The organism is Myxococcales bacterium (assembly GCA_016703425.1).
In the GTDB taxonomy this organism is placed as follows: domain Bacteria; phylum Myxococcota_A; class Polyangia; order Polyangiales; family Polyangiaceae; genus JADJCA01.
Window position 1 is genome coordinate 940,370 of record JADJCA010000001.1, and the last position, 20,147, is coordinate 960,516.

20 protein-coding genes are annotated in these 20,147 nt (G+C 68.0%); 13 read left to right on the forward strand and 7 right to left on the reverse strand.

Annotated elements, in window-relative coordinates:
• Positions 1-5 precede the first annotated feature (5 nt).
• Together IPG50_04075 and IPG50_04080 are read right to left on the reverse strand one after the other, a co-directional pair.
• Positions 6-536 carry a TerB family tellurite resistance protein gene (locus tag IPG50_04075; protein ID MBK6691365.1) on the reverse strand — a complete coding sequence of 177 codons (531 nt, stop codon included), beginning with the start codon at positions 534-536 and terminating at the stop codon, positions 6-8.
• A gap of 93 nt (positions 537-629) precedes the next feature.
• Positions 630-3,983, reverse strand: coding sequence for an SNF2 helicase associated domain-containing protein (locus IPG50_04080; protein MBK6691366.1), 3,354 nt, complete (start codon positions 3,981-3,983; stop codon positions 630-632).
• A 341-nt stretch (positions 3,984-4,324) separates the two neighbouring features.
• Here IPG50_04080 and IPG50_04085 point away from each other — a divergent pair, with 341 nt between their 5' ends.
• The 6 genes from IPG50_04085 (at position 4,325) to IPG50_04110 (ending at position 9,722) form a co-directional block, all read left to right on the forward strand.
• Positions 4,325-5,143 (forward strand): hypothetical protein, encoded by an 819-nt coding sequence (locus tag IPG50_04085; GenBank protein MBK6691367.1) that lies wholly within the window; start codon positions 4,325-4,327, stop codon positions 5,141-5,143.
• A gap of 47 nt (positions 5,144-5,190) precedes the next feature.
• Positions 5,191-5,892, forward strand: a complete 702-nt coding sequence (locus tag IPG50_04090; protein MBK6691368.1) for an ATP-binding cassette domain-containing protein — start codon at positions 5,191-5,193, stop codon at positions 5,890-5,892.
• 356 nt (positions 5,893-6,248) lie between these two features.
• Positions 6,249-7,061 carry an ABC transporter permease gene (locus IPG50_04095; GenBank protein ID MBK6691369.1) on the forward strand — a complete coding sequence of 271 codons (813 nt, stop codon included), beginning with the start codon at positions 6,249-6,251 and terminating at the stop codon, positions 7,059-7,061.
• 2 nt (positions 7,062-7,063) lie between these two features.
• Positions 7,064-7,894 (forward strand): ABC transporter permease, encoded by an 831-nt coding sequence (locus tag IPG50_04100; protein ID MBK6691370.1) that lies wholly within the window; start codon positions 7,064-7,066, stop codon positions 7,892-7,894.
• Complete coding sequence (locus IPG50_04105) at positions 7,891-8,634, forward strand: ATP-binding cassette domain-containing protein (GenBank protein MBK6691371.1); 744 nt, start codon at positions 7,891-7,893, stop codon at positions 8,632-8,634. Before IPG50_04100 ends, IPG50_04105 begins: the two co-directional genes overlap by 4 nt.
• A gap of 122 nt (positions 8,635-8,756) precedes the next feature.
• The gene (locus IPG50_04110) at positions 8,757-9,722 is read left to right on the forward strand and encodes an MCE family protein (protein ID MBK6691372.1); all 966 of its coding nucleotides are present in this window, start codon (positions 8,757-8,759) and stop codon (positions 9,720-9,722) included.
• Positions 9,723-9,750: 28 nt separating this feature from the next.
• Here IPG50_04110 and IPG50_04115 read toward each other — a convergent pair whose 3' ends face one another.
• Both IPG50_04115 and IPG50_04120 read right to left on the reverse strand, forming a co-directional pair.
• Complete coding sequence (locus tag IPG50_04115; protein MBK6691373.1) at positions 9,751-10,077, reverse strand: hypothetical protein; 327 nt, start codon at positions 10,075-10,077, stop codon at positions 9,751-9,753.
• 27 nt (positions 10,078-10,104) lie between these two features.
• Positions 10,105-10,320: a biotin/lipoyl-binding carrier protein gene (locus IPG50_04120; protein MBK6691374.1), complete on the reverse strand. Its 216-nt coding sequence runs from the start codon at positions 10,318-10,320 to the stop codon at positions 10,105-10,107.
• 362 nt (positions 10,321-10,682) lie between these two features.
• On the opposite strand from IPG50_04120, the gene IPG50_04125 reads away from it, so the two are divergent.
• The 3 genes from IPG50_04125 (at position 10,683) to rlmB (ending at position 12,938) form a co-directional block, all read left to right on the forward strand.
• On the forward strand, positions 10,683-11,423 hold the full coding sequence (locus tag IPG50_04125; protein ID MBK6691375.1) for a hypothetical protein: 741 nt from the start codon (positions 10,683-10,685) through the stop codon (positions 11,421-11,423).
• Between the two features lie 88 nt (positions 11,424-11,511).
• Positions 11,512-12,237 (forward strand): orotidine-5'-phosphate decarboxylase, encoded by a 726-nt coding sequence (gene pyrF / locus IPG50_04130; GenBank protein MBK6691376.1) that lies wholly within the window; start codon positions 11,512-11,514, stop codon positions 12,235-12,237.
• Positions 12,228-12,938 carry a 23S rRNA (guanosine(2251)-2'-O)-methyltransferase RlmB gene (gene rlmB / locus IPG50_04135; protein MBK6691377.1) on the forward strand — a complete coding sequence of 237 codons (711 nt, stop codon included), beginning with the start codon at positions 12,228-12,230 and terminating at the stop codon, positions 12,936-12,938. The genes pyrF and rlmB overlap by 10 nt, the downstream gene beginning before the upstream one ends.
• A 57-nt stretch (positions 12,939-12,995) precedes the next feature.
• On the opposite strand, the gene IPG50_04140 is transcribed toward rlmB, so the two are convergent.
• Positions 12,996-13,604 carry a TetR/AcrR family transcriptional regulator gene (locus tag IPG50_04140; GenBank protein MBK6691378.1) on the reverse strand — a complete coding sequence of 203 codons (609 nt, stop codon included), beginning with the start codon at positions 13,602-13,604 and terminating at the stop codon, positions 12,996-12,998.
• Complete coding sequence (locus IPG50_04145) at positions 13,601-14,893, reverse strand: DUF4388 domain-containing protein (GenBank protein ID MBK6691379.1); 1,293 nt, start codon at positions 14,891-14,893, stop codon at positions 13,601-13,603. Before IPG50_04145 ends, IPG50_04140 begins: the two co-directional genes overlap by 4 nt.
• Before the next feature lie 72 nt (positions 14,894-14,965).
• Between IPG50_04145 and IPG50_04150 the strand changes: the two genes are divergently transcribed.
• Entirely contained in the window at positions 14,966-15,925 is a 960-nt protein-coding gene (locus IPG50_04150) for a MoxR family ATPase (protein MBK6691380.1), read from the forward strand.
• Between the two features lie 311 nt (positions 15,926-16,236).
• On the opposite strand, the gene IPG50_04155 is transcribed toward IPG50_04150, so the two are convergent.
• Positions 16,237-17,109, reverse strand: coding sequence for an N-acetylmuramoyl-L-alanine amidase (locus IPG50_04155; protein MBK6691381.1), 873 nt, complete (start codon positions 17,107-17,109; stop codon positions 16,237-16,239).
• Positions 17,110-17,353: 244 nt separating this feature from the next.
• Here IPG50_04155 and IPG50_04160 point away from each other — a divergent pair, with 244 nt between their 5' ends.
• The 3 genes from IPG50_04160 (at position 17,354) to IPG50_04170 (ending at position 20,115) form a co-directional block, all read left to right on the forward strand.
• Positions 17,354-18,613: a hypothetical protein gene (locus IPG50_04160; GenBank protein MBK6691382.1), complete on the forward strand. Its 1,260-nt coding sequence runs from the start codon at positions 17,354-17,356 to the stop codon at positions 18,611-18,613.
• Positions 18,614-18,677: 64 nt separating this feature from the next.
• Entirely contained in the window at positions 18,678-19,403 is a 726-nt protein-coding gene (locus tag IPG50_04165) for a hypothetical protein (protein ID MBK6691383.1), read from the forward strand.
• A gap of 100 nt (positions 19,404-19,503) precedes the next feature.
• Positions 19,504-20,115: a YdcF family protein gene (locus tag IPG50_04170; protein ID MBK6691384.1), complete on the forward strand. Its 612-nt coding sequence runs from the start codon at positions 19,504-19,506 to the stop codon at positions 20,113-20,115.
• Positions 20,116-20,147 lie beyond the last annotated feature (32 nt).

Consider the following 20,147-nt stretch of genomic DNA (forward strand, 5'->3'; position numbering starts at 1 on the left):
CGGGCCTAACCTCCGGTGCTCTTGAGATCCGCGTCGACGGTATCCATGAGCGCGTTGGCCTTCGCCTCATCGATGCCGAGGCCCTCCGCCAGGGAACCGATGGTGTCGTTCTCTTCGTCGGCGATGGTGCCGTCGGCAAAGGCGATGGCTGCCGCCAACACGAACGTGACCTCGGCGCGGTCGGCGTCGCCGCGGAGCTCGGAGACGACCTGTTCGAGGCGCTTGTCTCGACCCTCCGCCTCGAGGCGTTCGGCCGCGTCGTCGAGCATCTTCTCGATGTGAGCGGTGCGGAGCTCGTCGCCGGAGAGGTTGCGCAAGGCGCCACGCAGGACGTCGCGCTCCTCTTGGGTGACCTGGCCGTCGGCGGACATCATGAGGAACATCGCCTCGGCCAGCGGACCGTATTCGGCAAAGAGCGCCATCGCCTCAATGGCATCGGGCGAAGCCCCCGGCGCCGGCATCATGGAGGGTCGCTCACCGCGGGCCCGAAGCTGGTCTCGGAGTCGCGTCAGCGTGGAGTTCGAAAGCCAAATCATGCGCCGTAGCGTATCCGGCTCGGAGGCCCCTCGGCAGCCCTTTTCGTGACGAAGGCGACGAACGACCGCGCTGGCAGCGCGTCTGCGGCTCCCTCACTCGAAGCTAAATAGATCTTCGAGATCTTGCTTGGTGAGCTTCTTCGCGCCCCCGGCGTCTTCCGTCAGGACCGCGCCGACGAGCTCCCGCTTTTTCCCACCGAGCTCAAGGATCTTCTCTTCGATGGTCCCCTTCGCGATGAGGCGGTACATCGTCACGACCTTGGTCTGACCGATGCGGTGCGCGCGGTCTGTCGCCTGATCCTCGACGGCCGGGTTCCACCACGGGTCAAAGTGGATGACCGTATCGGCCGCCGTGAGGTTGAGGCCCGACCCGCCGGCCTTGAGCGAGATGAGAAACAGCGGCGGTCCGTCCTCGCGCTGAAAGTTCTCGACGTGCGCCTGCCGGTCCTTGGTGGACCCGTCGAGGTACTCGTACGCCACGCCGTCTTCGTCCATGGCGCGGCGAATGATGGTGAGCATGCTCACGAACTGGCTGAAGACCAGCACGCGGTGACCACCGGCGACGCAGGTCTGCACGAGGTCGCGCAGCGCTTGAAGCTTGCCCGAGTCGTCGTCGGTGAATTCGCGCGGCAGCCCCAGGAGGCGCGGATCGCACGACGCCTGCCGCAGCCGGGTGAGGCCTGCGAGAATCTGGATCTGGCTCTTGGCGAGCCCCTGCCGCTCGACCTCGCCCATGACCTGAGCGCGAACCTCTTTGAGCACCGCCTGGTAGAGGGCGCCCTGCTCACCGGTGAGCTCGCAGACCTGGTCGGTCTCGATCTTCTCCGGGAGGTCTTTTGCGACCTCACCCTTGGTGCGTCGCAGGATGAACGGGTGGATGGTGGCTCGCAGACGCTGGGCCGCCTTCGCGTCACCGGCGTCGATGGGGCGAGCGTAGCGCTCTTCAAACTTCTCGAGCGGCCCCAAGAGGCCCGGGCTCACGAAATCGAAGATCGACCAGATCTCCGACAAGCGGTTCTCGATGGGCGTGCCGGAGAGCGCGAGGCGACGGTCGGACTTGAGGCGCTTGGCTGCGCGCGCTGTGGCCGACAGCGGGTTCTTGATGTTCTGCGCCTCGTCCAAGATGGCATATTTCAGCGGGATCTTCGCGAGGAACTCCTCATCGCGACGGAGGAGCGCGTAGCTCGTGATGATGATGTCGGCGTCGTCGAGCTCTTCCTTCCGGTCCTGCCGGTCGACGCCGTGCCAGAGCGCGTAGGAGAGCGACGGCGCGAACTTGTCGAGCTCACGCGTCCAGTTGGTGACGACGCTCGTGGGCGCCACGATGAGCGCCTTCATCTTCGAGCCCTTGTCGCCGTCGGCCTTGAGGTTGGCCTTGACCGAGAGCAGGAGCGCGATCGTTTGGATCGTCTTGCCGAGACCCATGTCGTCGGCGAGGACGCCGCCGGAGCCGATCTCGTGGAGGAACGAGAGCCACTGGAAGCCCGCTTCCTGATAGGGCCGGAGCGACGCCTTCAGGTTCCGGGGCTTCTTGACGCCCTTGATTTCGTCGATGTCGTGGAGCTTCTTGAAGAGCTCCTTGGCGCCGTCGCTGACGAGCGTGCGCCCCACTTGCTGAAGCAGCTCTTCGATGCGGCCCGCCTGCGACAGGGGCAGCTTGCCGCCGTTGCCGCCGCCGGTGGCGAGGATCTCCGCCTGCCGCTGGAGCACCGCTTTGACCTTCTCGGCGTCGAGGCGCGCGAAGGAGCCGTCGCTCAGGCGCACGTAGCGGCGCCCTTCCGCGAGGCAGCGGCCGAGCTCGTCCTGCGACACGGCGACGCCTTCGCTCTCGAACGACATGCGAAGCGACAGCCAGTCGACGCCGCTCGACACGCGCACGTTGGCGCCCAGCGACTCGCCGCGCACTTGCACGTCGACGAGGTCGTCGGGGACGAAGAGATCCCACTCCTCGGGCAGCTCGCCCACACCTTCGGTCCAGAACTGGATGGCGTCGTCGCCGCGGCCGACGAAGCCGCTGCCTTCTTCGTCGGGGTGCAGCCCCAGCTCGCGGAGCTTCGTCGTCGCGAGCTGCTGAGCGGCGATGTCGGTTCGAATGCAGCGCGCTCGCTTCGAGGAGCCCGGCTCCGGCGGCTTCACGATGACCGGCGCCGTCATCCCGTCGGCGCGCACGTCAATCTCGACGTCCTCGTAAGCAGCTCGAAGCGCGACGCGCGCCTCGATGAGCGAGCCACCGGCGCGCATGCGGAAGGTCGGCACGAGGTCGACGACGTCCGCGACCTGCGAGAGCTCGGGAAGCTCGGCGCCCACTTCGAGGGCAACCTTGGGCAATCCTTGCGCGATGAGCGTGGGGAGGTTCTCGATGGGCTCGTGGATGACGGGCGTGCGCGTCAGCCGGCGAATGCTCGACGGTGACACGCGGCGATCGATGGGCCGCGCGACGCCTTCTTGAGGGTCGACGAACCAGCCCGGATTCCCCTCGAACCAAGCGCCTGCCAGCGGGGAGAACTTTCGCGGGTCGCCGGGCCGCTGGAACGAGGCCTTGACCAGCACCTCGGAGCCATCAGGCGAGAGGTCGAGATCGAAGCGCGGCCGGAGCGGCTCGTCGCCGAAGCGAAGCTCCATCATCTGCGGCTCGACGATGATGCGCCGGCCTTTGAGCAGCGGAAGCAGGTCGCTCGCCTCTTCGCCCCGGACCTCGATGCCGCCACGGCCGCGGCCGTCGCTCTCGAGGCGCGCCAAGAGCCGAATGGCCTCGCGGTCTGGCGTGGGGGCTTGCGCGTGCGACGCGAGGAGGGCACTCGGAAGAATCGGCGTGCGCGAGTCGGGGTCGAGGACCGTCAGCGTGAGTCCTGAGGCGCGGACCTGCAGGCGGTACTCCAGGGTCTTTGGAACGCGCGGCAGCGCCTCGCTGAGCCACGCGTCGATGCCGCCGCCGGAGCCGCCGGAGGACGAGCCGCCGTGACTCTGCACCAGACCGCCACGACCCCCGCCGCGAGCCGCGGCAAGCTTCGCGGCGCGAGCGGCGCGGCGCCGACGACGACCGCTCATGGAGGGCTCGCTGCCTTCCGCGAGGGGAACACTCTGGCCGTTGCCCTGTGGCTCGCGCTCGCGGAGCTCGCGGGCTTCGCGCGGCACCTTGCCGCGCGCCTGATCGCGCACCGCGATGAGGAGCGCGGCCACGTGTTTGCAGTGACCGTTGATCTTGGGAAACGCCGGGCAAGAGCACGTGGAATTGAAGCCGGCCGGGGTCAGCTGGACCTCTACGGCGTAGGGCGCCGGGTCGGTTCCGCGGACCTGCCCCGTCGCGCGCGCGGCCTCAATCGCGATGCCATCGACGGCGTGGCGCCGCACGTAGTCGTAGCCGCGGAGGAACGCGCGCGCACCGAGCAGTCGCCGGAGGGCCCGGTCGCTGAGCGTCGATATGGCTTCCGTAAAGGGGGTCGACAATGCCCTTCTCGTTCCGTTCTGAGGGCTCGGCGCGCGAGTTCGGTCGGTCGAGGACCGGCTGGACTGAGCGGGAGTCCTGTGGGGGCGTTGGCCCCACCAGCACAAACACTGTGCTCGGCTCGGCAACGGCCCCGCTGACGTGCGCGAGCGCGCCGCCGCCCACCTTCGGTACCACCGCCCCTCGTACGAAGCAAAGTGAAAGCGTTGCCTCGGCCAAATCGCCTGAACGGCGCCGAACCAGCGCCGTGCGCACGACGCGGAGCGGCGGACCGCCATTCCGCCCGGGACCGAGACCGCTGTAGCATCGGCGCGCCGCCATGCGCTCCCTACACTCGTCTCCCGTGGCTTCTCCGATGGCCTCTCCAGCGCGTTCGGCGACGGCGCGGTCTTCCTCGAAGGCCCGCGCAATCCTCGCCGCGGTCATCGTCGCCTGCGTCACCGGCTGCCATTCGCCAGTCGCCTCGCAGCTCGACGAACCGGAGGCCAATCGCGTCCTGGCGGCCCTCGACCGCGCCCAAGTTGCAGCCACCAAGGAGCTCGACCCCACGGGCGAGGGAAAATTCCGGGTGGTCGTTGGCGAGGGCGACGCGGCGCGCGCCATTGAGGCACTGAGGAGCGAGGAGCTCCCGCGGCGCCGCCCGTCGAGCGTGCTCGACGCGACGCAGAAGGGCTCGCTGATCCCCACGCCGCTCACGGAGCAAGCGCAGCTCGCGGCAGGGATCGCGGGCGACCTAGAACGGTCCCTCGAGAGCGTCGACGGAGTGTTGTCGGCGCGGGTGCATCTCAACATGCCGCCGCGCGAGCCGCTCCGCGACATGCTGCCACGCGCGAGCGCGAGCGTGCTCTTGGCCCACCGTGGGACGACACCGCCGCTCACCGAAGCCGCGATCCAGCGCCTCGTGGCTGGTGGAGCGCCAGCGCTCTCGGCCTCCGACGTGGCGGTCATCCTGGTGCCTCGCGGTGCGACGGCCCGCGTCGACGGCGCCGAGGGGCTCGCGCGGTTGGGCCCCTTCGGGGTCGCCCGTTCATCGCTTCGGCCCATCCAGGTCACCTTCGCGGCCATGCTCGTGGCCCTGGCGGCGCTGGCGGCCACGCTCGTCGGCGTGAGTTCGCGGCTCGCGAGGCTTCGCGCGGAAGACCCGCAGGCGAAGGTCCGTTGATTCGCGTCCAGGGCCTAAAGAAGCGCGTCGCGCGCCCCGGCGAGCCCGTGCGCACGCTCCTCGATGACGTCAGCTTCACGGTCCCCACGGGGTGCTTGTTCGGTCTCATTGGGCCCGGCGCTGCGGGCAAGAGCGTGCTGCTCAAGATGCTCTCGGGGCTCATGAAACCGGACGTCGGCGAGATCGAGATCGACGGCGAGAGCGTCGTCGGCGCCAACGACCTTCGTCTGCAGGAGCTGCGGAAGAAGATCGGGATGCTCTTTCAGAACAACGCCCTCTTCGACACCCTGACCGTCGGGGAGAACATCGCGTTCCCCTTGCGGCGCCTCTTCGCGCCACCGGACGCGGAGGTCCGCGAGCGCGTGCTCGAACGACTTGCCTGCGTCGCGCTTCGGGGCTTCGAAGACCGAATGCCGGCGGGCCTCTCAGGAGGCCAAAAAAAGCGCGTCGGAGTCGCCCGAGCCACCATCACGCGGGCGCCCTTCGTGCTCTACGACGAACCGGCGGCGGGCCTCGATCCGGTGACCTCGCAAAAAATATTCGACCTCCTGCGGGCCGAGCAGCGCGCGTCGAACGCGACCGTGGTGATGGTGTCGAGCGATCTCGATCGGCTGCTCACGGTGACCGATCGCGTGGGGATGCTGTACCGCGGCCGCCTCGTCTTTGACGGAACGACCGATGACGCGCGAGGGTCGACCGATCCCATGGTGCGCCAATTCGTGCACGGCCTCGTGGACGGTCCACTCTGATGGCCGACGTGCTCGACGTGGCGCTCTCGATGCTCGTCGGCACGCTGGGCACGATCCTCCTTGTCGCTTGGGACGAGCGGCGCCTCGATGAGGCGGCGCAGGACCGCGCGTGGCCGCTCTCCACGCGACTCGCGGCGGCGCTTGCCTTCGGCCCCTCTGCCTCCCGGTGCATTTTTGGCGCACGCGCCGGACGCTCGTCGGGACGCTCCTCGGCTTCGGCGCGCTCGCGCTCCTCGTGGCGATCGTCGCGCTCCTCTCAGAAGGACTGCACGCCGTCCTCGGCTAGTGCCTCGCCCCCCATCCCCCCTCGTCGGGCACGCCCCGGCGTGCTCGAAATTTTGCTACCGTGGCCGCCCATGGCCGAGCCCGCGACCCAGCCGAACGTCGCGTCGTCCCTTGGCGCCACGCTGGCAGACATCGGCGCCTCCTTTCTCTCCGTGGCGGAGACTGCCGGCGGCATGGGCCTGCTCTTCGGCAAGGTCCTTAGGCGACTCGCTCCGCCGGACATCGACGGTCCTGAGCTGCGGCGAACGCTGCACAAGATGGCCGTGCGCTCGCTCCCCATCGTCGTCGTAACGGCCATCTTCACGGGCGCCATCACCGTCATTCAAGCGGCGCCCATCGTGACGCGCTTCCAGGCCACGGGCCTCCTCGGCTGGGGCGCCGGGTTCAGCATCTTCCGCGAGATCGCGCCGCTCCTCACGGCGCTCATGATCTCGGGACGCGTGGGCGCCAACAACACGGCCGAGCTCGGCACCATGGTGGTCACCGAGCAGGTCGACGCGCTCCGCGCCCTCGCCATCGACCCCATCTCGTTTCTCGTCTTGCCGCGCTTCATCGGCATCGTCACGACGCTGTTCGTCATGACCATCTACGCTGACGGCGTCGCGCTCGTTGGCGCGGCGCTCGCCGCCGACGGCCTCCTCGGCGTGTCGCCGGTGAGCTTCATGAACGGCCTTACGGGGGGATTGCTCGGCGTCTCGGACGTCTTGAGCGGCCTCGTCAAGAGCTTGGTCTTTGGCCTCATGATCGCCATTTCGAGTTGCTACTTCGGCCTCGCGACCACGGGCGGCGCGCCCGGCGTCGGTCGCTCCGTCAACGCGACCGTCGTGGCCAGCGCCGCCGGCATCTTCGTCCTCGACTACTTCGTCAGCTTCCTCTTGGGCTAGCCATGAGCGACTCGGCCCTCCCCCTCTCGCGCCGTCCAAGGGAGGGCTTCATCACGGCGACGCTACGGCTCATCGGTACGACGGCGATGGAGCTCACACTCGCCGGTCGCGACCTGTTCTCCGTCTTCGCGCGGACGCTCTACTTCCTGACGACGCGGCGCCGCGATCGCGCAACGCTCATGCGCCAGGCTTTCGAGATGGGCAACAGGAGCGTCTTCTTCCTGGTCGTCACGATGGGGTTCATCGGAACGATCCTCATCTACCAAGGCGGACTGCAGCTCAAGCGTGTCGTGCCAGATTTCTCCCAACTCGGCGCGAACTTTCTTCAGCTCCTCGTGCGCGACATCGCAGCCTCCATCGGCGCCCTCATGCTCGCGACGCGCATCGGCGCCGGCATCGCGGCCGAGATCGGGTCCATGGTCGTGACCGAGCAGGTCGACGCGCTGCGCATGTGCTCGGCCGATCCCATCGATTTTCTCGTCGTGCCGCGCTTCGTGGCGGGCCTCGTGATGACCGGCTTCCTCATCGTCTTGGGCGGCGCCGTAGCCTTCGGCGCTGGCGCGTTGACGGCGCACATCGCCTTCGAGGTTCCCTTCGAGGTCTTCATCACGGCGCGCTCGGTTCGCTTGGGCGACTTGGTCACGGGCGCCGCCAAGTGCGTCGCCTACGGAGCCGCCATCCCCCTCGTCAGCAGCTATTGCGGGCTCTCGACCTTCGGCGGCTCCGAGGGAGTCGGGTGGGCGACGACGCGCGCCGTGGTGAACTCTTCCTTGGCGATCTTGATGCTCAACTTCTTCATCTCGGGCGTCGCGCTCCTGATCTTCCCGCCGTGATTCGCTTCAAGAACCTCGTCAAGTCGTTCGGCCCGAAGCGCGTCCTCGACGACGTCAGCTTCGACGTGCAGCGCGGCGAGGTCTTCTTCATCATCGGCGCATCGGGCGTGGGCAAGAGCGTGCTCATCAAGCACTTGATTGGCCTTCTGGCGCCCGACGGCGGTGAGATCTGGCTCGACGATCACGAGGTGAGCCGCCTCCCCGAAGAGGGCATGTTCGACGTTCGAAAGAAGTGCGCCATGGTGTTCCAACACTCCACGCTCTTCGATTCGATGTCGTGCGCCGAGAACGTCGCCTTGCCGCTCCGAAAGCACAAGCACCTCGGAATGAAGGACGCGCTCGCCGAGGCCCGGCGCCGCCTCGAAGTCGTCCACATGCAAGAGTTCGCCGACCGCTTCCCCTCGGAGCTCGGCGACGGAATGCGAAAACGCGTGGCCATCGCGCGGGCCCTCACGCTCGACCCCGAATACGTCCTCTTTGACGAGCCCACGACCTCGCTCGATCCGGTCAGCGCGAGGCGCGTGGACAAGCTCATCCGCGAGCTGTCCGATCGACTTGGCGTGACCTCCATCGTGGTCAGCCACGATCTCGTGAGCATCTTCTCCATCGCCGATCGCATCGTCATGCTCTACCGGGGCAAGGTGAAGAAGATCGGCACGCGGGAAGAGTTCAGAACCAGCGGCGACGCCATCATCGATCAGTTCATCCACGGTCGCGCCAGCGGCCCCATGGAGGCGTGAGCCATGACGCCGACAATCGCCGCACGGGACGCCGCGCCCATGCGCTATAACCACGGCGAGCCGGAGGTGCCGTGAGCGAGCGTTCTATCGAGGTGAAGGTCGGCTTGCTCATCCTCGTGTCGATGGCCCTGCTTGGGGGCCTCGTCCTCGTCATGAGCGGCTTGAGCCTCGAGCGCGCGTACCCGGTGTACGTCGACTTCGACAACCCGGGAGGGCTTCAGTCGGGCGCGCCGGTGCGCATGGCCGGCGTCCGCGTGGGCAACGTCAAAGAGCTCCGCTTTATGGGCGGCATCATCGATCCGAAGACCAAGCGCCGCACGCTGGTGCGGGCCGAGCTGTCCGTCTATCAGCGCGTCAAGGAGTCGATCCGCGAGGATGCGACCTTCTACGTGACGACGCAGGGCGTCCTCGGCGAGCAGTTCTTGGCGATCGATCCCGGCTCCCCCGAGCGCCCCATGCTGGCCGACGGCGCCATCGTCAAAGGCATCGACCCGCCGCGCCTCGACCTCTTTTTGGCCAAGGCCTACGAGCTGCTCGACGTCACCATCACGGGCATTCGAAACAACCGCGAGCTCATCGCCGAGATCGCGCAGAGCACGGCCACGCTCCTCAAGGGCCTCGCCAGCGTTGTCACAGACCAGCGCGAGCGCATCGATCGCATCGCGCAGAACCTCGAGGCGTTGAGCGTCGAGTCGACGGGCCTGGTGAAAGACGTCCGCGGCCGCGTCAACGATCCGCGGCTGACGCGCACCCTCGAGAACGTCGACCGCATCGCCGCCGACGTGCAACGCGACTCGGCTCCCCTCTTGAAGGACGCTCGCGAGACGCTCGCGAACCTCAACCGCACAACGGCCCTCGTGGGCGACCCCAAGGAGCAAGAGCGCTACAAGAAGGCGCTCCGCGACCTCGCCGAGCTCTTGGGCCGAGCCAACGTCACCGCCGCCGATGCGCAGACCGTGGTGGCCAAGATCAAACGGGGCGAAGGCACCGTCGGCGCCCTCGTGATGGACGAGGAGATCTACGACGACATCCAGGAGATGGTGCGGGACCTCAAGCACAACCCCTGGAAGTTCTTGTGGCGCGAATGACGCGGTAGCGACCGGCCGCGCGGCGGCGCTACTCGGGCGCCGCGTCGGGGGGCGGCGTCGACGCTTCGATGATCGGCGCGTCGGACGCTACGCCATCACGGGGCCCGTCGCGCGGCGCGTCGCGGGCTGCGTCAGCGGGCGCGGGCTGCGGAGGCGTCTGCGAAATAGACCGCAAGTCGGCCGTGCAGAGCCGGCCGCCCTTCTGCTGAGGAACGCACACGAGACCGACGTCGCAGTCGGCAGTGACGGCGCACGCGGCCCCCTCGCCCACGAGCCTCGGCGCTTGGCTGCATGACGCGAGCAGCACGAGCGCGGGGCCGAGGGCCACCGAGGCTACGAGGAGGACGCGAAACACGAGCCCAAAGGTAGTCGAAATTGCGCGCTACTGGAGCACCAGGAGCACGTCACCCTCGGAGACGGCCTGTCCTTCGGTGCAGGCGATGGATGCGACGGTTCCCGAGGCGGGAGCCTCAACCGGCATTTCCATCTTCATGGACTCCAAGATGACGCAGGTCTGGCCCTCCGAGACGGCTTCGCCGACCGTCACTTCGATCTTCCAAACCGTGCCTGTGATGTGGGCGCGAACGTCTGTGGCCATGGCCGGCGAAGCTAGCGAGTTTTGGAGGCCCTTGGGCCCAAAAGTGGGAGCCTTCCCTCGCCGCGTGACGCCAGCGAGACGGGAGGCGGCATTTCCCCAACTGTTTTCCTGGAGAAGCGAGGTTTTTCGGCCTCCGGTGCCCCATCGGAGTGGAACAGTCGGAAAGAACGCACGTCCCCTTTGCGAGCAGCGCCATCCCACGGTATTTTTTCGTACCGCTTCCACCTCACCGCGCTAGAAGGAGGGTCCGGCCCTGCGGCTTGTCTTTTTTGGCGTGTCCTTTTCTGGCACGCCTCCTATCGCGGTAGTTTCTTCTTAGCCTCGCCCGTCCCCCAGCACCCCAAACTCGACGAGAACATCCCATGGCGGAACAGAAGGAGAGCTCTGTCCTCTTCTCCCTCAAGGAGCTGATGAACCTTGAGGAGGATCGGATCAAGCAGGAGGAGGACGATCGCAAGCGCAAGGAAGAAGAAGCGCTCCGTGCGAAGCTCGACGGTGAGCGCAAGGCTCGGGAGGCCGAAGAGACTCGCTTGCGCGCCGCCGAAGAGGAGCGCCGCGTTCAAGAGCAACGCTCCCGCGAGGAGCAAGCTCGCATCGACGCCATCCGCCAAGGCGAGGTCGAGAAGGCGCGGCTCGACGCCGAGAACGCAGCCCGCATGGAAGCGATCCGGCACCAGCAGGAGCATGAGCGGCAGCTCGTGCACATGAAGGAAACGAGCGGCAAGAAGAAGCTCACCTTCATGATCGCCGGCCTCGCCGTTCTCTTCGTGGCCGGCGCCATCGGTGGCGGCATCGCCATCAAGAACTCCATGGACGACGCCGACCGCGTTCGCGCCGAGAAGGTCGCCCTTGAAGCGAAGCTCACGGAGCTCGACTCAGAGAAGAAGCGCATCCAGCTCGAGATCGAGAAGGCCAGCGGCGAAGAAAAAGAGCGCCTCATGAAGCAGCTCGCCGACAAGGAGCGCGAAATCGCGAGCGCCAAGACGACGCCAGTGGCAGGCCCCGCCAAGGCGCGCACCGGCGGGCCCGGCCCAGCCGCAAAGCCGAAGAGCGACAAGCCCTGCAACTGCCAACCGGGCGACCCGCTCTGCTCCTGTCTGTGATCTCGCTGTAACCAGCGCGCGCATCCTTCGGCCGGCCTCGACTTCGCGTCGGGCGCCGGCCGAATGCGTTTTGTGCTACCTGGCGTGGATGATCGCGAAGGAGCGGCTCATCTTCGCCCTCGACGTCGCGTCGCGAAGGGCCGGAGAGACGTTGCTCGACGATGGCGGTCTCGCGAGCGGCCTCGGGATGCTCAAGATCGGCCTCGAACTCTTCGTGGCCGAGGGGCCCGGCGTCGTGACGCTCGGCGCCGAGCGGAAATTGCCCGTCTTCTTGGACCTGAAGCTCCACGACATCCCCGAGACCGTCGAGCGAGCCGTGGGGCGCGCCGTCGACCTCGGCGTCCGATTCCTTACGGTCCACGCCAGCGGCGGCCCGAAGATGCTTGAACGCGCCGTGCGCCGCACCGAGGGCTCCATCACGAGCATCGTTGCCGTGACCGTCCTGACCTCCCTCGACGACGCCGATCTCGCCGCCACGGGCGTCGCCCGCGGCACTGCCGAGCATGCCGCGCTCTTGGCGCACGCGGCCTCCCTGGCGGGCGTGCGCGCCTTCGTCTGCTCCCCGCGAGAGGTGAGCGCGCTGCGCAGAGCGTTGCCATCGCCGGCAGCGTTCACTTTCATCACGCCGGGGGTACGCCTCGCCGGCGCCGCCTCGTCTGATCAGAAGCGAACCGCGACGGCCGCCGAGGCCATCGCCGATGGCGCCGACTACGTCGTCGTCGGAAGACCCATCCGTGACGCCGCCAAGCCCGCTGACGTCGCCACTGTCATGGTCCGTGAAATCGAGGAAGGACTTGCGCGCCGATGCGTCTGATCGTTGGAATGCAGCCGGTGCGCGAAGCCATCGCAGCGCACGGTGAGAAGCTGGGCCGGGTTCTCGTGGCCAAAGACGGAGGCCCCAAGGTCGATGCGCTTTCGCGCTTCGCGCGCGACCGCGGCGCCAAGGTAGAGACCGTGGAGCGACGCGAGCTCGACTCCATCGCGCGGGGCGCCTACCACCAAAACGTCATCGCCTACGCGCCCGAGCTGGCGTTCGTAGAGGCGGCCGATCTCGTCGTCCTCGACAAGCCCATCGTGCTCGCCCTCGACGAAATCGAAGATCCGCAAAACTTTGGGGCCATCGTCCGGAGCGCAGTGGCGCTCGGCGCTGCCGCGGTGATGTGGCCCGAACACCACTCGGCACCGCTCACGCCGGCGACCTTCCGCGCTTCCGCGGGCGCCATCGAGCACGCGCGCCTTTGCCGCGTGTCGTCTTTGCCGAGCGCGCTCGCCGAGCTCAAAGCGGCGGGCTTCGCCATCGTCGGCCTCGATGCCAACGGCGACGCGGACCTCTCCACCATGGCGCTCCGCGCGCCGCTCGTGCTGGTCGTCGGCGCCGAAGGCAAAGGCCTAAGGAAGCCGGTCAAAGGCGCCTGCGACGCGCTCGCGCGGCTCCCGATGCGCGGGCCGGTGGCCTCGCTGAACGCTTCTGTCGCCGCCGCCGTGGCGCTCTATGAAGTGACACGTGCGACGTGAGCGTGACCGGAGCTTCGGGACTGTTATGGCTTTCCCGAGAGCAACCTGCGCAAGCCGCTAGGCCAAGACGAGCGCGCGGATCTGAACTCTTGCGGCACTCCGGCGTGCGTCGACGAAGGCGGCGGTGCCGACATCGAGCCCCGTCAGGTGCTGCGCCATGCGGCCGATGGCAAACGGCATCACGTGGAGCCCGATGAGCGTGAGGAGCAACTGCGGGCGATCCTGGACCCGGAAGGCCCCGGCATCCATGCCAGCTTTCAAGAACGCGTCCGACGCCACGAGCACCGGCGCCACAAGGTCCGCGTGGCGCGCCTGGGCGAAAGCCCCCCAGTCCATCATCTCGCGGGCCACGATGCGCGCCGCGAAGGGGTGTCGAGAGAACGCGCCAACGACGCCGTCGGTCATCCGGTCGAGCATCTCCTCCCATGGCCCGCCCGGCGTGACGGCCGCCGCGATGCTCGAGCCGAGCTCCATCACGAGGCGCTCGAGGACCGCGCCGTAGAGCAGATCCTTGCTGGGGAAGTGGTGAAACAGCGACGCCTTGCGGAGGCCCACCGCCTCCGCGAGGTCGTTCATGCTGCAACCCGCGAAGCCCCGCTCCGCAAAGAGACGCGTCGCCTGGTCGAGGATCTCGTCCTTGCGGCCGCGCGTCCCTTCGAGGTTCATACGTCGTCCAGGATCGACGCGTCGCCGAAGGGGCCCGTCATGGATGGCTCGGACCCTTGCCCTTCCGGCACGCGCACCGGCTTCAGGATCTCGGTTACCGCCGAGACGAGCTCGGGCTCGACCTCGCGAGGCAGGATCGAGCCGGCGTGGAAGAGCGCGAAGCCGACGTACTCGTGCAGAAGCTGCGTGAGCCACGCGTCGGGGTCCTCGCCGGCGAGCGCCGCGAGGTTCTTGGCGACGCGTTCGGGCTTCAAGGTGCCGTCGGCGAGCGGCCCGGCGCCCATGAAGAGCGGATCGTAGACGCCGCCGCCGGTCGCGAAGCGCGAGAGGCCGTCGCGAAGCTCACCGCCCTTCCCCGACTCGTCGCAACGACGGTGAATCTCGGCGAGGCCCGGATTGAAGGCGTCGACGATGGCCTCGGCGCCTTCGGGGCGGGGAGCCATCATCGTGGCGAAGCCGCCGCTTAGGAGCTGGAAGACGGCCTGCGAGACCTCAAACTCGAGCTGGCCGATGCGACGGCCGATCTCCGCCACGCTCCGTTTGCCATCGACTTGCGCGAAGACCTCCGCGAGCTCGTCGGGGACCTTCTTGTCTTTCCCCGTCGGCACGACGATGTACGTCTCGCTCGGGATCTTTTCCCGAAAGTAGCGCATCTCGTCCATGCGCCGCGCTCCCTCCATCAGGAGGCCCGCCGTTGGCAGGTTGTGCCGCGTGAGCATCTGCGCTTCGTACCGGTCGAAGAAGTAGAACATGCCCTCGCTGACGAGCATCGTCCCGAAGAAGACCTCCTCGGCCTGGCGACGGATCATCTCGAAGAGTTCTTTCTGCGTGACGAACTCGAGCTCAAGGGCGGCTTCGCCGAAGCGCTTGCCCGTGGCCTTTGCCGACGCCACGGTCTCTTCGACCTGCGTGCGCGTCACGACGCCGAAGCGGTACAGCACCTCGCCGAGGCGCTCCGCCTCGACAGTGGTGGCGGCGCCAACAAGGTTTCCCTGGTCGAAGTAGAGCGACCGCATGCCCGTCTCGTCGACCACGACGAGTTCGCCATGCCAGTTGGACTGAGCGATGAGCGAAATGGTGTCGCACACGGCGCCCGGCGCCCTGACTTCACCGGCCAGCTTGAGGACAGGCCCAGCGCGATCGGCCCGCAAGAAGATGACGTCGCTCGGACTCCATTGGATCCGCCACTCGCCGTTGCGAGCTCGGAGCATCTGACTGGCCACGCGCCCGACTGGGTGCACGGTACCGGTGCTGTCGACGCGCAGGAGGGCGTCGTCGCGGTCCGCCATGCGCCCGAGAATACACTCCTCGTCGGTCAAATCGCGACATTGTGGGGGTTTCGTGACAAAACTGCGGGACCCATGGCTGATCCCGCCCCGAAAAGTGGCCCCCCGGCCCCCGGCTCCCCCGGCCCGGGCCCTGCGAGCACGCCGGAGGCGCTCGGCAGGGCCTTGGCTGGCGCGTCGTACCTCGCGAACGACCGACTCGCCCTGACGGCCTGGTTGGCGCTGGCGCTCGACAAGCCGCTGCTGGTCGAGGGGCCCGCCGGTGTAGGGAAAACGGATCTCGCCCGGGCCCTCGCCGAGGCCTTGGGCCGCGAGCGTCTGCGGCTCCAGTGCTACGAGGGCCTCGACGAGGCGAAAGCCCTCTACGAGTGGGACTACGCCAAGCAGATCCTCTTCACGCAGCTCCTTCAGGGGACGCTGGCGGCGCGGACCGCGGGCGCGTCCACCGTCGCCGAGGCGCTCGATCGCCTCGAGGGCGAGGCCTCGGCATTCTTCGGTCCCCGCTTTCTCTTGGCGCGCCCCCTGCTCGCGGCCCTAACAGCGGAGGCGCCTGTCGTGTTGCTCATCGACGAGGTCGATCGGGCCGATCCGGAGTTCGAAGCCTTCCTCCTCGAACTGCTCGGTGAAAAGCAGGTCACGATCCCCGAGCTAGGCACCGTTCGCGCGAAGCACTCGCCCCTCGTGGTCCTCACGACCAACGGCACGCGCGACATGACCGATGCGCTCCGAAGGCGGTGCCTGCACGCGTTCGTCGACTACCCTACCCCGTCGCGCGAGGTCGCGATCCTCGAGCTGCGCGTTCCTGGTATCGGACGGGCCCTAGCCGAGAAGCTCGCCACCGTCGCGGCCGCGGTTCGAGCCATGGACCTGCGGAAGGCGCCGAGCATCTCCGAGTCCGTCGACTGGGCGCGCGCTCTCGTGTTGCTCGGCAAGAACGCGCTCGACGCCGACACGGCGCGCGAGACGCTTGGGCTCCTGCTCAAATACGAAGAGGACCGGGCCCGCGTCGAGGGGAAGCTCGACGCGCTCCTTTGAGCCTTCCGTCATCGGCATAAGCGGGCCGCGTCCGCCGGCGCGAGCAACGCGAACTCGTTGCGCTCGCAGTCGTCGCCAGCCGCACGGCACGCGTTGTTGGCGAGGCACTCGGGCGTCGCGCTCGTGCAGCGACCGCCGGCCGCAGCCAGCTTTGCAGGTCACGTCACCGGCGCGAACGCAGAAGGACTCAAGCTCGGCCCGGCGGTAGCCGAGAGAACACGATGGGGTATTTGCCGCCGGACCGGCGTGCCGCACTTGGAAACCCGCGGCTGGCGGTACCGCGTTTCTCGGCCCGCGCCGGGGCGCCCGGATCAAGGATCGTCCGGAAGGTAATCTGCCTTTCTCGGATCAACCGCGCTGCATTGGGTCGCCCAGAAGCCGCCCACCAGTCTGGGGCGAGAGCCATCAGCGTTTCGAAGGTCAAGCTTCGCCAAGGGCTGAATCGTCTCCAGCGCGAAGTCGCGGTCCGAGAGCGCCTGATCGGCTGTGTACCCGATCTCTCGCGCGGCGGAAGCGACCCGCGCCATGTAGCCGCTCCAGTCCCATGCGGGGCCCGGATCCGTGTGACCGCTGCGACCACCGCAGATCTGCGTGGTCGCGCACGGCGTCGACTGCTCGTCGGTCTTGGGCACTTGGTGGTGGCCGATGATGTGCTCGCGGTCGAGGGGATGCGGTAACGCTTCGCGAGGTCCGCCACGTCTGGCGCTGCCGTCGTAGAGGGCGGCAGAATACGGCACGGCATGGCCGTTCCGGTCGACGCCCTTGGCGTACCCGTCGTGCTCGATGCCGATCGCGTAGGCGTTCATGACCGAGTGAAACGCGTGGTTGGCGATGTCGCGCTCCTTCACCATCTGCACAACGCCGCCCTTCGCGTACACCACGTAGTGCGAGCTCGACTCCCCCGTGGGCCTCCGAAACAAGTTGATCGCCGCGGAGGCCGGGCCCTCGATGTCGTGAATGACGATGTAGCGAATGAGGCCGGGGCGTCCCCGCTGGAAGGCGATGGGGCCCGAAGGAATGAACACCGAGCCAGGCGCTTCGCCAGGTCCCGTGGTCATGTCGGAGATGGACAGCGCACCCTCGTCGGACTCCTCTTCCGAGCCCGGACCGTCGGTGCTCGTCGAACAGGCCACGAGGGTCACCGTGAGTGAAGCGAGCGCGAAGACTCGAGTCCGAAGGTTCATACCGGACACGGTCGCAAGCGTCGTACCGCCCACCTGTGCCCGAAGCGTGCATATGGCTCGATGGGCAAGAAACGGCGGCAGCTTTCGCCCCCCTCCGACTGCTTCGAATCGGGAAGGTACAATCCCGGGCACCACCCTGGATCGCCCGGCACGACTTGGGCCGCCTAAGCTGGTATCGTGGCGCCCCAGGAAATTCTCTGCCGCCCAATCGGGCCTCCCCATCCTCGTCGTCTCGTTGGGCCTCGTGGCCTGTGGCGGCGGCGACGCCGTCACCACGCCGCCGGAGACCCCGGCCGCGGCCGCCAACAAGCCGGCGCCGAAACACCACGGCCCCGACGGGCAAAAGCCCATCGTCCACCTCGCGACGCCCGACGGGCGAGTCGGGCTCACGCTCGACCGCAGCGGCGCCAAGCCAAAGATGATGCGCGACGGTTCGAAAGACATCGTCGAGCTGACGATGGAAGAGGACCGCCACGCGGGCTCCCTTCGTGGAACGTATTTCGTCACGCCGTCGGGCTCCCGCGCGCTGCACCTCTCAACGCACGGCCACTACACGCTCTACGAAGGGCGTGACGAGTTGCCTTTGCGCGCCGATCGCGATGCCGCGGCGCTCGGCGCCGCCACCGTGGCCGGTGAGCCCAAGAAGGAGAAGGCCCTGTGGGAGCTCGCCGCCGCCGCGCTCACCCCCGTCGCCGTCCGGACGAAGATGGCGTCAATGAAGCCGGAAGACGCGAGCCGCCTCGCCAAGGTCGAGGAAGCCATCAAGGGCGCATCGAAGGAGATGTTTGTTCGCTACGTCGTCAAGGGCACCGAAGGCAGCGCGGCATCTTTGCAACCTACACCTAACAACTTCGGCGGCACGGCCTACGGCGGCGTCGGGCGGCGGTCCGACGAGAAGTGGGACGCGGCCAAGGCCAAGGGCCTGAAGAAGTTCGGCGGTGAGGCCCGCGGGTTCTCGCACCCGGAGAGCAAGGGCAACCACATCCAGGTCGTCACGCTCGACGGGTATCCGGCACCCTTGGCGTCGGGCACCCCGGGTCTCGTGTGGGAGGTCGATGAGACGCAGGCGACCTTCGTAACGCTCGACGGCGCGCGCTACGTCGTCTCGCTGAACCAAAAGGACATCGTCCTTGAGCCGGGCGCCGGGACCGACGACAAGTGGCCCGCGCCCGTGCAGCACGCGCTCATGGACATCTCCGATGCGACCGCGCTCGTGAAGGTCGGCGAGCTCCCCAAGAAGGTCGAAGAAGAGCTCTTCGCTCAGGACGACGAATGGAACAAGTGCGCCCAGAAGGTCTGGGGCGGCGTGCAACGGGCGATGGACACGGGCAAGTTCACCGAGGCCGATCGCAAAGACACGGTGAAAAAGGCCGAGAAGACCTGCGCTGCGGCCGTGCAGAAGCAGGAGAAGTCGTTCCTCACCCTCGTCGAGGCGCGAGCCAAGGCGCGCCAGGCCCTCTTCGAGACGGCGAAGGCGCGCGTCCGCGAAGTCTCCAAGAAGTAGACACAGGACACCGAGAGCACGACGCCGCACACCTTGCGGCACGCGCCTTGCTGCCGCAGGGGCCATGCGTAACCAAGCATGGCTCCCGGCCGCTGCCCCCCTGGTCGCGGCGCTTCTGCTCGCCGGCCCCGCACGCGCCGACGAACCTTGCGAAGGCGCGAGACCGTGCCGTGTCGACCCGGCCGTCGCCGTTCGAGTGTTGTCGGCCAAGGCTGAAGCGGAAGGCGACGCCCGGCTCGTGGGGGGCCTTGTCGTCGGTGCGATGTCCGTTGGTGCGCTCGCCGTCGCGCTGCAGACCGACCGCTCCGTCGCCGACGCAAGCGCCACGGTAGCGGTCACGGGGGCCCTTCTCACCCCCGCTCTCCTCTTCGTACGCGGCCCCCATGAGCGCCTCCTCGCTCGCTACAAGGAGCGCCTGGGAAAGGGCCTTTCGCATCAGGAAGCCACCGCGCGCACGGTCGACGACTGGGAGGAGCAGGCGGACACGGCGCGCAGCTGGCGCATCGGCGGAGGCATCGCCGCCATCGCGATCGGCAGCATCCTCGCCGGGGCTTCCGCCCTTGCGCTCGGCGCGAGCAAGAGCTCGGGCCCCGATCATTCGACGCGCGGCCTCGGTTGGATCTTCCTCGGAACGGGTGCGGCCGTCGCAGGTACCGGCGTGGTCTCGCTCGCCGTCCCGAGCCCCTTGGAGCGGAGCCTCGAGGAGCTGCACGGCGGTCGGTCGACACCTCACGAGGGCGCCACGCTAACGCGCCACCTGCCTGGGCTTCAGGTGAGCGGCACCTTCTGAATCGGCGCCGTGCGTGAACCGACGTTCGCGGGCGGAGGCCTCACAGCGCGGCCCGCACCACACCGCACCGCATCTCACGGCATGGCATGATGACGCCCCGATGGCGATCTGGACCATGCAGCCCTCCTGGCGCCGGGCGCTCGTGGCCGCGGGCGCGTTTCTGCTAGGCGGCGGCGCGGCCAACGGCTGGGTGCTCTTGGCTGGGCATGCGCCACCCATGAACGAGGCCGCGCGCGAGGGAGAGACGGCCCTTGTCCTCGCGGGAGGCCTCCGAGGCGGTCGCCCGAGCCCACTGCTCGAAGACCGGCTCGAGGTGGCCCTCGAGCTGGTGCGATCGGGCCGCGTCGCGAAGCTCCTCTTGTCGGGCAACAAGGCCTCACCCACCGGCGATGAGCCCGCCGCGATGCGACGCTGGCTCACGGAGCGCGGCGTCGCCGATGCCTCGCTCATCGTCGACGGTGAAAGTCACGACACGTTCACGTCGGTCTTCCGAGCGCGCCACGCCTACGGCCTCAACCGGTTGACCATCGTCACACAGCCGTTCCATTTGCCGCGCGCCATCTTCATCGCCAAGTCGTTGGGACTCGAAGCGCTCGCTTCGCCCGTTCCACCGGGCCGCTTTCGCGGCGACCTGCGTCACCCGGTGCGGGAGCTCGTCTCGCGAAGCGCGGCGGTCGTGGATCGACTCCGGGGCCGCGGCGCCGCGTCGTGATCGCTAAGGCTCCCTGGCGCCGGCCGGAGCCC

What these genes read in the sequence shown, in the direction of transcription:
- IPG50_04075 (MBK6691365.1), bottom strand. Translation starts at nt 536, where the DNA reads ATGATTTGGCTTTCGAACTCCACGCTGACGCGACTCCGAGACCAGCTT.
- IPG50_04095 (MBK6691369.1), top strand. Translation starts at nt 6,249, where the DNA reads ATGGCCGAGCCCGCGACCCAGCCGAACGTCGCGTCGTCCCTTGGCGCC.
- IPG50_04100 (MBK6691370.1), top strand. Translation starts at nt 7,064, where the DNA reads ATGAGCGACTCGGCCCTCCCCCTCTCGCGCCGTCCAAGGGAGGGCTTC.
- IPG50_04110 (MBK6691372.1), top strand. Translation starts at nt 8,757, where the DNA reads ATGGCCCTGCTTGGGGGCCTCGTCCTCGTCATGAGCGGCTTGAGCCTC.
- IPG50_04120 (MBK6691374.1), bottom strand. Translation starts at nt 10,320, where the DNA reads ATGGCCACAGACGTTCGCGCCCACATCACAGGCACGGTTTGGAAGATC.
- IPG50_04125 (MBK6691375.1), top strand. Translation starts at nt 10,683, where the DNA reads ATGGCGGAACAGAAGGAGAGCTCTGTCCTCTTCTCCCTCAAGGAGCTG.
- pyrF (MBK6691376.1), top strand. Translation starts at nt 11,512, where the DNA reads ATGATCGCGAAGGAGCGGCTCATCTTCGCCCTCGACGTCGCGTCGCGA.
- rlmB (MBK6691377.1), top strand. Translation starts at nt 12,228, where the DNA reads ATGCGTCTGATCGTTGGAATGCAGCCGGTGCGCGAAGCCATCGCAGCG.
- IPG50_04140 (MBK6691378.1), bottom strand. Translation starts at nt 13,604, where the DNA reads ATGAACCTCGAAGGGACGCGCGGCCGCAAGGACGAGATCCTCGACCAG.
- IPG50_04145 (MBK6691379.1), bottom strand. Translation starts at nt 14,893, where the DNA reads ATGGCGGACCGCGACGACGCCCTCCTGCGCGTCGACAGCACCGGTACC.
- IPG50_04150 (MBK6691380.1), top strand. Translation starts at nt 14,966, where the DNA reads ATGGCTGATCCCGCCCCGAAAAGTGGCCCCCCGGCCCCCGGCTCCCCC.
- IPG50_04155 (MBK6691381.1), bottom strand. Translation starts at nt 17,109, where the DNA reads ATGAACCTTCGGACTCGAGTCTTCGCGCTCGCTTCACTCACGGTGACC.
- IPG50_04165 (MBK6691383.1), top strand. Translation starts at nt 18,678, where the DNA reads ATGCGTAACCAAGCATGGCTCCCGGCCGCTGCCCCCCTGGTCGCGGCG.
- IPG50_04170 (MBK6691384.1), top strand. Translation starts at nt 19,504, where the DNA reads ATGGCGATCTGGACCATGCAGCCCTCCTGGCGCCGGGCGCTCGTGGCC.